Origin of the sequence: Clostridium sp. Marseille-Q2269, assembly GCF_943736985.1 — a bacterium.
Lineage (GTDB): Bacteria > Bacillota > Clostridia > Clostridiales > Clostridiaceae > Clostridium_F.
On the sequence record NZ_CALSFS010000003.1, the window covers coordinates 48,961 to 62,869 of the forward strand.

Here is a 13,909-nt window from a genome sequence, read left to right on the forward strand (position 1 = left end):
AATTAATATAATCTCCTTATATAAATATATATAAAAAAATAAAAATAATGATTTTTAATTAAATTTTCTTTTTAGGGAGAAAATAAAAATAAATGGTGAATTAAATAAGGGAGGGAAGAAAATATTGTACTACAGAAATTTTACAAAAAAAATAATAATGTTTTTAATTTTTACTATTACTATTTCATTATTAGGATGTAAAAAAGATAAAGAAGATGATAAAGTAGTTAATGATTTTGACATAAAGATAGCAACAAATTTATTGGATTCCTATATGAATTGTCTGATTGAAGAAAATATGGAGGGAGCTCAAAAATTATATTCTAAAAAATTAAAGAAAGATGCAATAAAAAAAGAAAATAGTGACGTTAAAATAAAAGGATATACTACTGATGAGGTAAATGAAGTTGGTAAGTCAGCACTGTTTATAACCAAAGTAGTAAGTGTAAATGTTAAGAAACCATATACTTGTGTGGAAGAGTATAAGATAAAAGTTTCAAAAGAAGAAAATGAATATAAAATAGATGAAATAAATATAAACATGGATAAAGAAGCATTTACCAAGAGAAATAAGATAAGATATAGAAATAAAAATAATGTTAAAACTCAATTAGTAATAAATCCTTCAACTATTCCAGATTATATATATTCAAAAGATGATAAAGCTAATATAGAAAAATTAGTGGTGCCAAAAAAACATATAGGACCTATGACATTCTCGTATAGTGAAAATTTTATAACAATAACAACCTATGATAAGGACTCTTATATTGGAATAATAACAATAGACGAAGCAAAAGCTGTTCAGGGAGGCCAAGAAGATGGCAATGAACAAGGCGGTGGAGATAGTGGTGGCGGATCTTCTGAAGGTGGCGGTGGAGAACAAGGTGCAGATATGGTAGAAGATGCTGTGGAAAAACCAATAGGGAAAGAAATATCTTCATTGGATTTATTAAAAGAAAGTAAAGTAGATTTCATGGTATTTTCTCCTGATGAAAAATTTATAGCAGTTCAATATGAAACCAGTGATAAAACTAAGAATATAAGAATGTATAGAGCGGATAGCTCTGAAATAATACCTTTTAAGATGGAAGATAAATTTCCTTTGAACAAAGTAAATGTAACAGTATCTTCTTTTGATACGGATTCTATAATATTTAATGTAGCTGGTAAAGACAATAATAATAAAAATTTATCTGAATTTATAGGTAAATGGAAATTAGACTTAAAAGATTTTAATGTAAAAAAAATGTAGTTATTTTGAAAAAAAAGTATCTGTGGCATATAATATTCACAGATACTTTTTTTGGAGGAATTTATTATGGAGACAAAATGGTATGATAAGCAATATCACAGTTTAAACTATTTTTTAAGAAATAAATTTGCCTGTAAAGTCTTTAAAATATCATTAGATGCTGGATTTTCTTGTCCTAACAGGGATGGTAAAATAAGTACAGGAGGATGTATATATTGTAGTGAGAGAGGATCAGGAGACTTTGCAGGAGATAGACATTTTAAAATACATAAGCAATTTGAAGATGTAAAAAAAATAATGAAAGAAAAATGGAATAGTGATAAATATATTGCCTATTTTCAAGCTTATACTAATACGTATGCACCTATAAATATTTTAAGACAAAAATATGAAGAGGCCATAAGAGAAGAAGGTGTAGTAGCTTTAGCTATAGCCACAAGACCAGACTGCTTAGATGAAGATGTTTTAAATCTTATAGAAGAATTAAGTAAGAAAAAATATATATGGGTAGAATTAGGACTTCAAACTATAAATGATGAAACAGCTAAAATTATAAACAGAGGTTATAATTTGAATATCTTTGAAAGGGCAGTAAAAGATTTAAGAGATAGAAATATAGATGTGGTTGTACATACTATATTTGGACTACCTGGAGAAACTAAAGAAGATATGATAGAAACTGTTAAATATATATCTAAAACAGATATACAAGGAGTTAAGTTTCATTTATTACATCTTTTGAAAGATACTCCTTTAGTTAGTTTATATAACAGCGGTAAGCTACAATTTTTGAGTATGGATGAATATGTAGAATTAATATGCAAATCTATAACTTTACTACCACCTAGTATGGTTGTGCATAGGCTTACAGGAGATGCACCTAGAAGTCTTTTAATAGGGCCTATATGGAGCCTTAAAAAATGGGAAATTTTAAATGCTATAGATAAAAAAATGAAAGATGATAATTTATATCAAGGGTTAAATTTTAATAATAAATAAAACTTATGTAAATTTATAGAACCAATATTATATCATGGGGGGATTTTATGAAGATTGATATAGTAATTTCAGCAGATCATATTGATGAGAAGAAATTACTTAATAAAACTGTAGCAGTTATAGATATACTAAGGGCTACATCTGTAATTGTTACTGCAATAAATAATGGCTGTAACAAAGTAGTGCCTGTTTTAACTGTAGAAGAGGCTAGAGATATAGCTAAAAATAGTAAAGAAGATATTATTTTAGGAGGAGAAAGAAATGCTGTAAAAATAGATGGATTTAATTTTTCTAACTCTCCCTTAGAATATACAAAAGAAAAGGTAGACAAAAAAATTGTTATACTAAGTACTACTAATGGAACAAGGGCTATTAATAATAGTTTTAATGCAAAGAATATACTAATTTCTGCATTAATAAATTCTAAAGCTACAGCGGATGTAATAGATAAATTAAATGAGGATTTGATTATAGTGAATTCTGGAACATATGGACAGTTTTCTATGGATGATTTTATATGTGGTGGTTATTTAATAGATTGTTTATATAATATAAGGAAAGATTTAGAATTATCCGATATAGCAAAGACAGCCCATTATATTTACATAAATAATAAAGATATAAATAGCTTTGTGGGAAAAGCAAATCATTTTCATAGATTAAAATCTTTAAATTTAGAAAAGGATCTAGAATATTGTTTTCAAAAGGATATAATAAATGTTGTTCCACAATATAAAAATGGAGCTATTATAAAATCAAATATTTAAGTATGATTAGATTAATCCTAGATTTCATACAAACATAGTGAAATCTAGGATTAATCTTATAAATTTATATGGATAGAATCTTTTTTTATCCATCCTCTTGTATTTGTCATACCTTTAGAGAAACATGATACTTCATACCAAGTATCATTAGAACTTTCTGCACAGCAATGTATAGTTACAGTATCTTCGTTATATAATTTATAAATATAAGGAGAGCTGTTGTTAGGGTATAAATAAATATAAGAATTTTTGACTATGGTTCCATTTTCTACACTAGAATTTATGAACTTTATATAAATATTTTTAAAGTCAGATTTATCCTTATTTTTAAGTTTGTCTATTTGTCTTTTTAATAAAACTATTTGTTTTTGTTGAAGATTAATTTTATTAGAAAAAGTGTAGATAAAGTACGAGGAAGCACCTAATACTAGTATAAATAATAAAAAAACTATCAATGGATTATCCTCCTATTAATTTTTATACTATAGTATATTCAATATGGTATAAAAATTGTTAGGAATATATTAATTAATATAGAACTCTCATTAAGGTTGGAATTAAAAAACGAGTTATTATATTAATAGTGTAGCTATAGCTTCAATTCATTATAATCATATATATAGTAATCTGCTAGTTGTTTTATTTTTTGTTCTTGATCTTTAGATGAATGATCATATACTCCCACAGTCTTCATTTTAGCAGCTTTGGCGCTTTTAATAGCGGGAAGTATATCCTCAAAAACAGCACATTTTTCAGGACTAAGGTTCAATTTTTTTGCACATAAAAGGTAAATGTCAGGAAAAGTTTTATTTCTATTTACTTCATTAATGGTAGTTATAGAATCAAATAAATGGAGTATTTTATTATTTTTTAATACTAATCTAGTTAGTTTAGGAGTATTACTTGTAGCAATAGATAATTTTATACTTTTACTTTTGAGATTTATAAGAAAATCTCGTACATTTTTTTTTAATTTGATATTGTGGGAGTATTCATTTACGGCCATATTATTCCATTCATCTAAAATTTCTTTCACAGACTCTTTTAGGTTGAAATTTTTCTTGAAATAATTAGCACCTTCTTCAAATGTAAGAGTTTCTATTTCACTTTTTAAGCTTGAAGGAACTTTTAAGTTTCTTTTATTTAAAAAATCATAATCAATTTTGTCCCATATTGTCATAGAGTCTATTAATGTTCCATCTAGATCAAAAATTGCTCCGGCTATATTTTTCAAAAAATCACCCCATTATAATATTAATAATAAAATTATAACAGGGTGGTTATATAAAATAAAATTTGTATTTATATTTTAAAATTTTCTTTCAAATATTTTTATTTTCTCAGGATTTTTAAAATCTTCTATATAATCTATATTTAGTTTCTTTAATATATTATCCATGCAAGAACTATCTATAGATACTTTTATGGAAGACTTATTGGCAAAATCATCTACTTTTTCTTTACCAATTTCCTTAGGGATTATTGCTTTAGGACCACCAACACAGCCACCTATACAACCCATTCCTTCAATAAAATTTGCATCTACTTTACCTTCCTGTGCACTAGAAAGCAATTTTTTACATTCTATAACACCATTGCCTTGAATAGCCTTTAAAAACTTAGCTTTTTCAGGGAAGAGTCTTTTTATTACGTCTTCAACTGCTATTGAAACGCCACCAGTTCTTGCATATAATCTTCCACCTCGTGAAGCATATTCAGATGAGAAATCTTCAGGCATATCCCATACATTTATTTTTAAAGAATCAAATATATCCTTAAGTTCTGAAAATGTAAGTACAAAATCGATATCTCCTTGTAAATCTTTTTCTTTAGCTTCAGCTTTTTTAGCTATACAGGGACCAACAAATACAACTTTACAATCAGGATTAAGAGTTTTTAATACTCTTCCAGCTGCAATCATAGGAGAAATTGAAGGAGATACATACTTTACAAGATCGCCATAAACTCTTTTTACCATAGCTACCCACATAGGACAACAACAAGAGGTTATCATTAAATCTTCTTTATTTTTAACAAGATGATCAAACTCTATGGCCTCTTTTAATGTCAACATATCAGCAAAGAATGCTACTTCTATCATGTCAGAAAAGCCTAATTTCTTAAATGCACTTCTTAATTGATTTATTGAAACATTTTCACCAAATTGACCAATTATAGCAGGAGCAACTGCAGCTACTACAGGTTTGTTACTTTTTAAAACATTCACTAAAGGTATAAACTCTACTTTGTCTAATATGCTTCCAGTAGGGCAGGCTTCTACGCAAAAACCACAATCTGTGCATTTTTCAGTATCTATGTAGGTACAATTAGTTTTTTTATTTATTAGTATAGCATCAAAGGGGCAAGCGTCCTGACAGAGGGTTTTGCCCCCTTCTTCATTGCAATCCATGGAGCAATTTTTAATTTTATTTACTATTTTATGCTGTGAAGAATAAGATTTTATTGCACTATTCAAACTTTCTATAAAGTTATCAGAACCAGAGTCTACTTCTACCCCACATAGAGAAGAAATTATATTACATAAATTTTCTTTATTATAATTATATTTTAAAAGAATATGCTCTATATCTGATTCTAATGTTTCATTAACATAGGAATTTATTATGGATTTAAATAATTCACTATGCTCTTTTTTCATATAATCACACTCCTAAAAATAAGATATACTTTTATTTCTTTATGATATCCTTATTTATAAAAAATATAAAAAAAAGAACTACTTTTAAAGTAGTTCTTGGTCGGGGTGACAGGGCTCGAACCTGCGACCTCATGGTCCCAAACCACGCGCGCTCCCATCTGCGCCACACCCCGAAAAATTTCCAACATATAAATTATATAGTATAAATTAAAATAAATCAAGTAAGCACAGATAAAATATATTATAGATTAATATCTATTTTCCTCCATACCTTTAGTTGGTACAGTTGAAATTAAAAATCCTATTAAAATAGAAACTAAGGCAGGAGCTATTATATTTAAATATATTACAAAACGTGTTTTATAAACTATTAATGCTGTTATTCCAGTTATTGCTACGGTAAAAACAAAAGTGTATATTATAAATTTAGCAAAAGAGCTGAAAATTTTTTCATATATTTTATGACGAGTAGGTCCACTTATAATACTTCTAAATAAGAAATAAGCAATTAGTATTAATATTAAATTTACGATAGAAGATATTAAAAAATTCTTCATAAAAAACACCTCCCATGGATTTTAAAAATAGTATTTCCAAAAGAGAGGTGTTTTAAGCATATGTTTATAAATTAATATACATTTCTCCTACTTTGTATATATCTCCGGCGCCAACAGTTAATACTAAATCCCCAGGTTTAGCATTTTCTATAATATAATTTTTTATATCTTCAAAATCATGAAAATTAGTGCATTTTAAACCTCTATCTCTTAATTTATCTCCTAGCATGTTAGAATTTATGACTCCAGTATCTTTTTCTCTGGCAGCATAAATATCAGCTAAGATAACTTCATCCGCATTATCAAAGCATTTAGTAAAATCATCAAATAAATTTAATGTTCTAGAATAAGTATGAGGTTGGAAAATACAGAATATTTTATTATGAGGATATTTTTTTGCTGCATTTAATGTAGCAGCTATTTCTGTAGGATGATGAGCATAATCATCTATTACAGTGATATTATTTTTACATCCTTTTAATTCAAATCTTCTATGAGTTCCAAAGAAGCTTTCAATGCCTTCCATTATATCTTTATTGTTAATATTAGAAACTAATCCAATGCATATACTAGCTAAAGAATTTAAAATATTGTGTTCTCCAGGAACATTTAATTTTATTGAAAATAATTTTACATTATTTTTAACTACATCGAAGCTTCCACAAGCTTTATCATCGTATTCTATATTATGGGCTTGTATATCTCCTGAATTTATACCATAAGTTATAACATTACAATTAGCATTATTTATAATATCTTGTATATTTTTATCCTCATTATAAGCTACTAAGTACCCATTTTTAGGAATTAATTTAACAAATTGTGAAAAAGCATTTTTTATATCATCTATATCTTTATAATAGTCTAGATGATCTGCATCTATATTTAAAATAACTCCAATGTAAGGAAAAAACTTAAGAAATGAAGATTTATATTCACAAGCTTCTGTTATAAAAAACTCACTTTTCCCTACTCTGACATTACCATTTATTATATCTAAATTTCCACCAACCAAAATAGTTGGATCAACATCTGCTTTTAATGCTATATGAGATAATATAGAAGTTGTAGTTGTTTTACCATGAGTTCCAGATATAGCAACATTATATTTATGACCTTTCATTAAATCTCCTAAAAAGTCTGCTCTGTCTATTAATTTGATATTTTTCTCTTTAGCTGCTATTATTTCTGGATTATCAAAACTAATAGCAGCAGTATATACTACTAAATCAGAATCCTTAATATTTTCTTTATTATGACCAATATATATATTAGCCCCTAGTTTTTTTAATTTTTCTGTCATAGGAGAGGAATTCATATCTGAACCGGATACAGTAAAATTATGATATAGAAGTATTTCTGCTAATCCGCTCATGCTTATTCCGCCTATACCTATAAAGTGTATATGTTTATCTTTATCTTTTATAAAATCAAATGACACCATAATCAACTCCTCAAATATTAGTTATATTAGATAATTATATACAAAAACAAAACAAAAAAACACATCAAAGTAGAATGTTTTGTTTTAAATTTTAATTTAAGCTGTTGATATTGTTACATATTTATCTTAAAATGAGAATAATAAGATTAATAAATTAAAAATAATTCGTGAAATAACATTTTAGATAGGTGATAATATGGATAAATTTACAAGAAATCAACGAATAGCTATTATTATGAAAATATTAATAGAAAATCCAAATAAAATTATAAATTTAAATAATTTTACTGAAATTTTCAATGCGGCAAAATCTACCATAAGTGAAGATTTATTTGTAGTAAAAGATATATTAAATAAAATGAGTATGGGAAAAGTGGAAACCATATCAGGGGCAGCTGGAGGAGTAAAATTTATAAATGGTATATCAGAAGATAAAAGTAAACAATTTGCTGAAAATCTATGTATAAATCTAAGCAAAAAGGATAGAATAATACCAGGAAACTTTTTATATGTTACAGATATAATGTGCAATCCTCAAATAATAAAACAAGCAGCTAATATACTCTCATCCTTTTTTTCAGGTGAACATGTAGATCATGTTGTTACTGTTGAAACGAAAGGGATACCATTAGCCTATGAAGTTGCTAATTTACTAGGGGTTAAACTAATAGTTGTACGCCGTGAAAATAAGCTTACAGAAGGATCAACTTTAAGTATAAATTATGTTTCAGGTTCTAGTGGAAGAGTACAAAATATGTACGTGTCAAAAAATGCAATTAAAAAGAATAGTAAATGCATTTTTATTGATGACTTTATGAAAGCTGGAGGAACAGCTCTTGGAATAATTAATTTACTTAAAGAGTTTGAAAGTGAATTATTGGGAATTGGAGTATTGATAGATAATGCAGATATAACAAAAAAATTAGTGAATGATTATTTTTCTATAATAGATTTTAATGGGTTTGATGATAATGGGAATATAGTAGTTAGGCCATCTGATTTATTCAGATAATATAATTTTCAAAAAATTTAATATTTTTTTGAAAATTCAGAAGGAAAAACATAAAATATAGAGAATATGTATGTATATACATAGCATCTTGGAGGTGGAATTATGCAAATTACAGATGTACGTGTTAGAAAAATTGCAGCAGAAGGAAAAATGAAAGCTATAGTTTCAGTAACCTTTGATAATGAATTCGTAGTTCATGATATAAAGGTTATAGAAGGACAAAATGGACTTTTTATTGCTATGCCTAGTAGAAAAACACCAGATGGTGAATACAAGGATATAGCACATCCAATTAATACTGAAACTAGAGAAAAAATTCAAAAGTCTATAATCGAAGAATACGAAAGAGCCAAAATGGAAGAAGAATCTTCTGAAAAAGTTCAAGAATAAAATATTTAAAAAGGAGCCTTTGGGCTTCTTTTTTATTTTTTAATTATTCTAAAAATATGGCAATAGGTTGAAAATAATTTTTATATAAAATATAATATTAGAAGGTGTTTTATTAAATAAAATAAAAGTATATCATAATTAAACCATAAAGAGGTGCTATAATGTATAATTGTGCTATAATATTGGCTGCAGGAAAAGGAAAAAGAATGAAATCTTCCATGCCAAAGGTCGTACATAAAGTTTGTGGAAAAGAAATGGTTAATCATGTAATTGACAATGTAAGAAAAGCTAACATAAAAGATGTAAATATAGTAATAGGAAAAGGCTCAGAGACAGTTAAAGAACATACGGGAAATAGAGATGTAACTTATTCTATGCAAGAAGAACAGTTAGGAACTGGCCATGCTGTTATTTGTGCAGAAGAATTTTTAAAAAATAAAAAAGGCACAGTGGCTATATTTACAGGAGATGCTCCTTTAATTACTAACGAAACAATAGAAGAACTATTTGAATTTCATAATAATAATAAATTAGGGGCTACTATTATTTCTTCTACAGTACAAAACCCAACAGGGTATGGACGAATCATAAGAGAAGAATCTGGAGAAGTAAATAAGATAGTTGAACATAAAGATTGCAACGAAGAAGAACTTAAAGTTAATGAAATAAATAGTGCAATGTATTGTTTTGATATAGAACTTTTATTAAAAAGTTTAAAATGTATTAATAACAACAATTCTCAAGGAGAATATTATTTAACAGATGTTATAGAAATAATGAAGAAATCTGGTAATAAAGTAGGTGCAATGGTGGTACCTTATGAAGAGATAATGGGTGTAAATTCAAGAGTTCAACTTTCAGAAGCAGAAATAGTTATGAGAAGAATAATAAATCATAATCATATGGTAAATGGAGTAACATTTATAGATTCTGAAAGTACTTATATAGATGCTGATGTAGAAATAGGAAATGATACTATAATATATCCAGGATGCGTTATACAGGGAAATACAATAATAAAAGAAGAATGTACATTATATTCTAATTCAAGAATATTTAATAGTGTAATAGAATCAAATGTGACAGTTGAAAATTCTGTTATACTAGAAAGTCATGTAGGAGAGAACACTACTGTAGGACCTTTTGCTTATGTAAGACCAGAAACCAAAATAGGTAAATCTGCAAGAATAGGAGATTTTGTAGAAATAAAAAGATCAACTATTGGAGATAACACAAAGGTATCTCATCTTACTTATATAGGAGATGCAGAGATAGGAAGCAAATGCAACTTTGGATGTGGAACTGTAGTGGTAAATTATGATGGACAAAAGAAACAAAAGACTATAGTTGGTGACAATGTCTTTATAGGTTGCAATACAAATTTGATTTCTCCAGTTAAAGTTAACGACAATACATATATTGCGGCAGGATCTACAATTACAAAAGAGGTACCAGAAGGTTCTTTGGCAATTGCTAGGTCAAAGCAGATCAATAAAGAAGGCTGGGTAGATAAAAAAGGATTATTAAAGAAATAAAAATTTAAGGAGGACTATATTAATGATAACCCATGGGAAAGGTATTAAAATTTTTTCAGGTAATTCTCATCCCAAATTAGCACAAGATATAGCTAATATTTTAGGAACTACTGTAGGTGATTCACAAGTAGGAACCTTTAGCGATGGAGAAATATCTGTTAATATTAACGAAACAGTTAGAGGAACAGACCTATTTATTGTACAATCAACTAATGAACCAGTTAACGATAATTTAATGGAACTTCTAATAATGATTGATGCATTTAAGAGAGCCTCTGCAGGAAGAATAACAGCAGTTGTTCCTTATTATGGATACGCAAGACAAGACAGAAAAGCTAAGGCCAGAGATCCAATCACAGCTAAATTAGTTGCAGATCTTTTAACAGCAGCAGGAGCAGATAGAGTTTTAACAATGGATTTACATGCATCTCAAATTCAAGGATATTTTAATATCCCATTAGATCATTTATTGGGATCACCAATACTTGCAAAATATTTTGTACAAAAAGGATTTGCAGATAGAGATGATATAGTTGTAGTATCTCCAGACTTAGGAAGTGTAACTAGAGCAAGAAAATTTGCAGATAAGCTACATTGTCCAATAGCTATTATAGACAAGAGAAGACCTAAAGCAAATGTATCAGAAGTAATGAATATAATAGGAGATATAAAAGATAAAACTGTTATATTAGTTGATGATATGATAGATACAGCAGGAACTATAACTAATGGAGCTAACGCTTTAATAAAAATGGGAGCTAAAGAAGTTTATGCTTGTTGCACTCATTCTGTTTTATCTGGACCAGCTATAGAGAGAATAGAAAAATCAGTAATAAAAGAATTAGTTATGTTAAACACAATAGATTTATCAGAAGAAAAAACTTTAGATAAATTTAAAGTTCTATCAGTTGCACCTGTATTCGCAGAAGCAATTAAGAGAATATATGAAGATACATCAGTAAGTAAAATATTTGAGGATTAATCAATACATATAAATAAAAGTGCTCATGGAATTTATTTTCTATGGGTACTTTATTTTTATACAGTTAGTTAACTATTTGTAAATTTTGAAGAATTATTTATTTTTATTTAAAATAATATGATAAATTAAATATGTGTTATATAGAGATAATAATAATATAAAATATACAATATGCAAAGTTAAAAGGAGGATATACCAATGGAAGGAAAAATAGGGAAAGTTCTTATTGTAGATGATGATGAAAATATAGCAGAAGTAATAAAGATGTACTTAGAGAATTCAGGATATGATACGAAAGTTTGTTATGATGGAAAAGAAGCTCAAGAAGGATTTTTAGTATATAAACCAGATTTAGTTTTATTAGATATAATGCTTCCACATATAGATGGAGTAGATGTACTTAAATGGATAAGAAGAGATAGTACAACACCTATAATAATGTTAACAGCAAAAGGTGATACTTTTGATAAAGTGTTAGCTTTAGAGTTAGGTGCAGATGATTATATAGTAAAACCTTTTGAACCAAAGGAGTTATTAGCAAGAGTTAAGGCTGTATTAAGACGATATAATGTAGACAGTGAAGATAAAGAAACTTTAACTTTTGATCAGCTAACAGTAGATGTTAATTCTTATACAGTTGTTTATAAAGATAAGGAAATAAAAATGCCACCAAAGGAATTTGAACTTTTATATTATTTAGCAAGAAATAAAAATAGAGTATTTACTAGGGAACAATTATTATGTGAAGTATGGGGATATGATTATCCTGGAGATTCAAGAACAGTAGATGTTCATATAAAGAGATTAAGAGAAAAATTAGAAGGTGGACCTAATTGGGAAATAGAAACTGTTTGGGGTGTAGGTTATAAATTTGAGGTGAAATAGATGAAAAAAGGCTTATTCCCTAAACTTGTAGCTACATTTACCATAATAATATCTGTAAGTTTTATAATTATAGCTGCATTCCTGTCTTATTGGTTTGAAAGTTATTATTTTGATCAACGAAAAAATCAACTTATAACTGAATCGCAGTTTATAGGTAGTGCAGCAGTTAGATATGTAGAAGGAAATATACCACCTGAAAAAATTAATGAGGTAATAAGTTACATCAGTAACTATTTATCTGCAAATATATGGATTACAGATAAATATGGGTATGTTTATGCTGTATCTAATTCTAAACATAAAAATTTAATAGGAGTACAGGTATTAACTGATGAATTACAAGAATTAAGACAAGGAAATAATTTAGAAAATAAAGGACAGTATAAATCAGCTTTTTCTACTCCTGTACACACTTTTGAAGTACCTATTTTTAATAAAGGAATATTTAGTGGAGCTATAATAATGCATACGTCTATAGACGAAATAAAAGATCCATTAAAGAAGGTTTATAATATAATTTGGATTTCAGCCATTTTTGCTATAATAATATCCTGTGTAATAATATACTATTTTTCTCAAAAGATAATTATAAAGCCACTTGCAAAAATTAATTATGTAGCTGATAAGATATCTAAAGGAGAAGTAGGAAAGAGAGTAGATATAGATTCGGATGATGAAATCGGGGAATTGGCATCTTCTTTCAACTCTATGGCAGATTCAATAGAACAAGTAGAGAATAACAGAAGATTATTTATTTCAAATGTTTCTCATGAAATAAGATCTCCCATCACATCAATAAAGGGTTTTATAGGCGGTATTTTAGATGGTATAGTTCCACAGGAGAAGCAAAATTACTATTTAAAATTAACCTACGATGAAACTCAGAGACTTACAAGACTTATAAATGATTTGTTAGATTTGTCTTCCATTGAAGAAGGACATTTAAAATTAAATTTAGAGCAAATAGATATAAATGAAATTATAAGAACAAGTGTAATAAAATTTGAAACGAAAATAAGAGATAAGAAATTAAAAGTAGATGTAAACTTAGAAGATGATAAAGTATATGTTATTGCTGATAAAGATAGATTAATGCAGGTTATAATAAATGTATTAGATAATGCTGTTAAGTATGCTAATGAAGGTGGAAATATAAAATTAAATACAAAGATAAAAGGAAACAAAGTTATAGTTTCTATATTTAATGATGGACCTGTTATATCTGATGAAGATATGAAACATATATGGGACAGATTTTATAAGGCAGATAAAGCTAGATCGTCTAAGGTTAGTACTGGACTAGGATTATCTATTGTAAGAAGTATTTTAACACAACACGGGGAAGACATTTGGGTTAACAATAGTCCAGAAGGAGGGGTAATATTCAATTTTACCATAAAAAGAGCATAATTGTTAAATTTAAA

The 13,909-nt window shown here is 27.5% G+C and carries 14 protein-coding genes and 1 tRNA gene; 9 read left to right on the forward strand and 6 right to left on the reverse strand.

Annotated features, from left to right (window positions below; translation table 11 throughout):
* Window positions 1-124: 124 nt before the first annotated feature.
* The 3 genes from NGI68_RS06255 to NGI68_RS06265 all read left to right on the forward strand — a co-directional run bounded on the left by NGI68_RS06255 (window position 125) and on the right by NGI68_RS06265 (window position 3,021).
* Window positions 125-1,255, forward strand: a complete 1,131-nt coding sequence (locus NGI68_RS06255) for a head-tail adaptor protein (RefSeq protein ID WP_251860642.1) — start codon at window positions 125-127, stop codon at window positions 1,253-1,255.
* 66 nt (window positions 1,256-1,321) lie between these two features.
* On the forward strand, window positions 1,322-2,254 hold the full coding sequence (mnmL, locus tag NGI68_RS06260) for a tRNA modification radical SAM protein MnmL/YtqA (RefSeq protein WP_251860643.1): 933 nt from the start codon (window positions 1,322-1,324) through the stop codon (window positions 2,252-2,254).
* Window positions 2,255-2,301: 47 nt separating this feature from the next.
* Window positions 2,302-3,021 (forward strand): 2-phosphosulfolactate phosphatase family protein, encoded by a 720-nt coding sequence (locus NGI68_RS06265; RefSeq protein ID WP_251860644.1) that lies wholly within the window; start codon window positions 2,302-2,304, stop codon window positions 3,019-3,021.
* Window positions 3,022-3,077: 56 nt separating this feature from the next.
* On the opposite strand, the gene NGI68_RS06270 is transcribed toward NGI68_RS06265, so the two are convergent.
* From NGI68_RS06270 to murC, 6 genes are all read right to left on the reverse strand, one after another.
* Complete coding sequence (locus NGI68_RS06270; RefSeq protein ID WP_251860645.1) at window positions 3,078-3,476, reverse strand: GW dipeptide domain-containing protein; 399 nt, start codon at window positions 3,474-3,476, stop codon at window positions 3,078-3,080.
* 134 nt (window positions 3,477-3,610) lie between these two features.
* A complete protein-coding gene (locus tag NGI68_RS06275; protein WP_251860646.1) occupies window positions 3,611-4,255 on the reverse strand; it encodes an HAD family hydrolase in 645 nt (214 codons plus the stop codon).
* Between the two features lie 75 nt (window positions 4,256-4,330).
* Complete coding sequence (locus tag NGI68_RS06280) at window positions 4,331-5,680, reverse strand: [Fe-Fe] hydrogenase large subunit C-terminal domain-containing protein (RefSeq protein WP_251860647.1); 1,350 nt, start codon at window positions 5,678-5,680, stop codon at window positions 4,331-4,333.
* Between the two features lie 97 nt (window positions 5,681-5,777).
* Window positions 5,778-5,853 (reverse strand) — tRNA-Pro (locus NGI68_RS06285).
* 75 nt (window positions 5,854-5,928) lie between these two features.
* Window positions 5,929-6,237, reverse strand: a complete 309-nt coding sequence (locus tag NGI68_RS06290; RefSeq protein ID WP_251860648.1) for a hypothetical protein — start codon at window positions 6,235-6,237, stop codon at window positions 5,929-5,931.
* Window positions 6,238-6,301: 64 nt separating this feature from the next.
* Window positions 6,302-7,678, reverse strand: a complete 1,377-nt coding sequence (gene murC / locus NGI68_RS06295; RefSeq protein WP_251860649.1) for a UDP-N-acetylmuramate--L-alanine ligase — start codon at window positions 7,676-7,678, stop codon at window positions 6,302-6,304.
* Window positions 7,679-7,877: 199 nt separating this feature from the next.
* Here murC and purR point away from each other — a divergent pair, with 199 nt between their 5' ends.
* The 6 genes from purR to NGI68_RS06325 all read left to right on the forward strand — a co-directional run bounded on the left by purR (window position 7,878) and on the right by NGI68_RS06325 (window position 13,895).
* Window positions 7,878-8,693, forward strand: coding sequence for a pur operon repressor (gene purR, locus NGI68_RS06300; protein WP_251860650.1), 816 nt, complete (start codon window positions 7,878-7,880; stop codon window positions 8,691-8,693).
* A gap of 102 nt (window positions 8,694-8,795) precedes the next feature.
* On the forward strand, window positions 8,796-9,083 hold the full coding sequence (gene spoVG, locus NGI68_RS06305) for a septation regulator SpoVG (RefSeq protein WP_003359319.1): 288 nt from the start codon (window positions 8,796-8,798) through the stop codon (window positions 9,081-9,083).
* A gap of 161 nt (window positions 9,084-9,244) precedes the next feature.
* The gene (gene glmU / locus NGI68_RS06310; RefSeq protein ID WP_251860651.1) at window positions 9,245-10,618 is read left to right on the forward strand and encodes a bifunctional UDP-N-acetylglucosamine diphosphorylase/glucosamine-1-phosphate N-acetyltransferase GlmU; all 1,374 of its coding nucleotides are present in this window, start codon (window positions 9,245-9,247) and stop codon (window positions 10,616-10,618) included.
* 22 nt (window positions 10,619-10,640) lie between these two features.
* The gene (locus tag NGI68_RS06315) at window positions 10,641-11,600 is read left to right on the forward strand and encodes a ribose-phosphate diphosphokinase (protein WP_251860652.1); all 960 of its coding nucleotides are present in this window, start codon (window positions 10,641-10,643) and stop codon (window positions 11,598-11,600) included.
* 198 nt (window positions 11,601-11,798) lie between these two features.
* Window positions 11,799-12,485, forward strand: a complete 687-nt coding sequence (locus NGI68_RS06320) for a response regulator (RefSeq protein ID WP_251860653.1) — start codon at window positions 11,799-11,801, stop codon at window positions 12,483-12,485.
* Window positions 12,486-13,895 (forward strand): HAMP domain-containing sensor histidine kinase, encoded by a 1,410-nt coding sequence (locus NGI68_RS06325; RefSeq protein ID WP_251860654.1) that lies wholly within the window; start codon window positions 12,486-12,488, stop codon window positions 13,893-13,895.
* The last annotated feature ends 14 nt before the right edge of the window (window positions 13,896-13,909 follow it).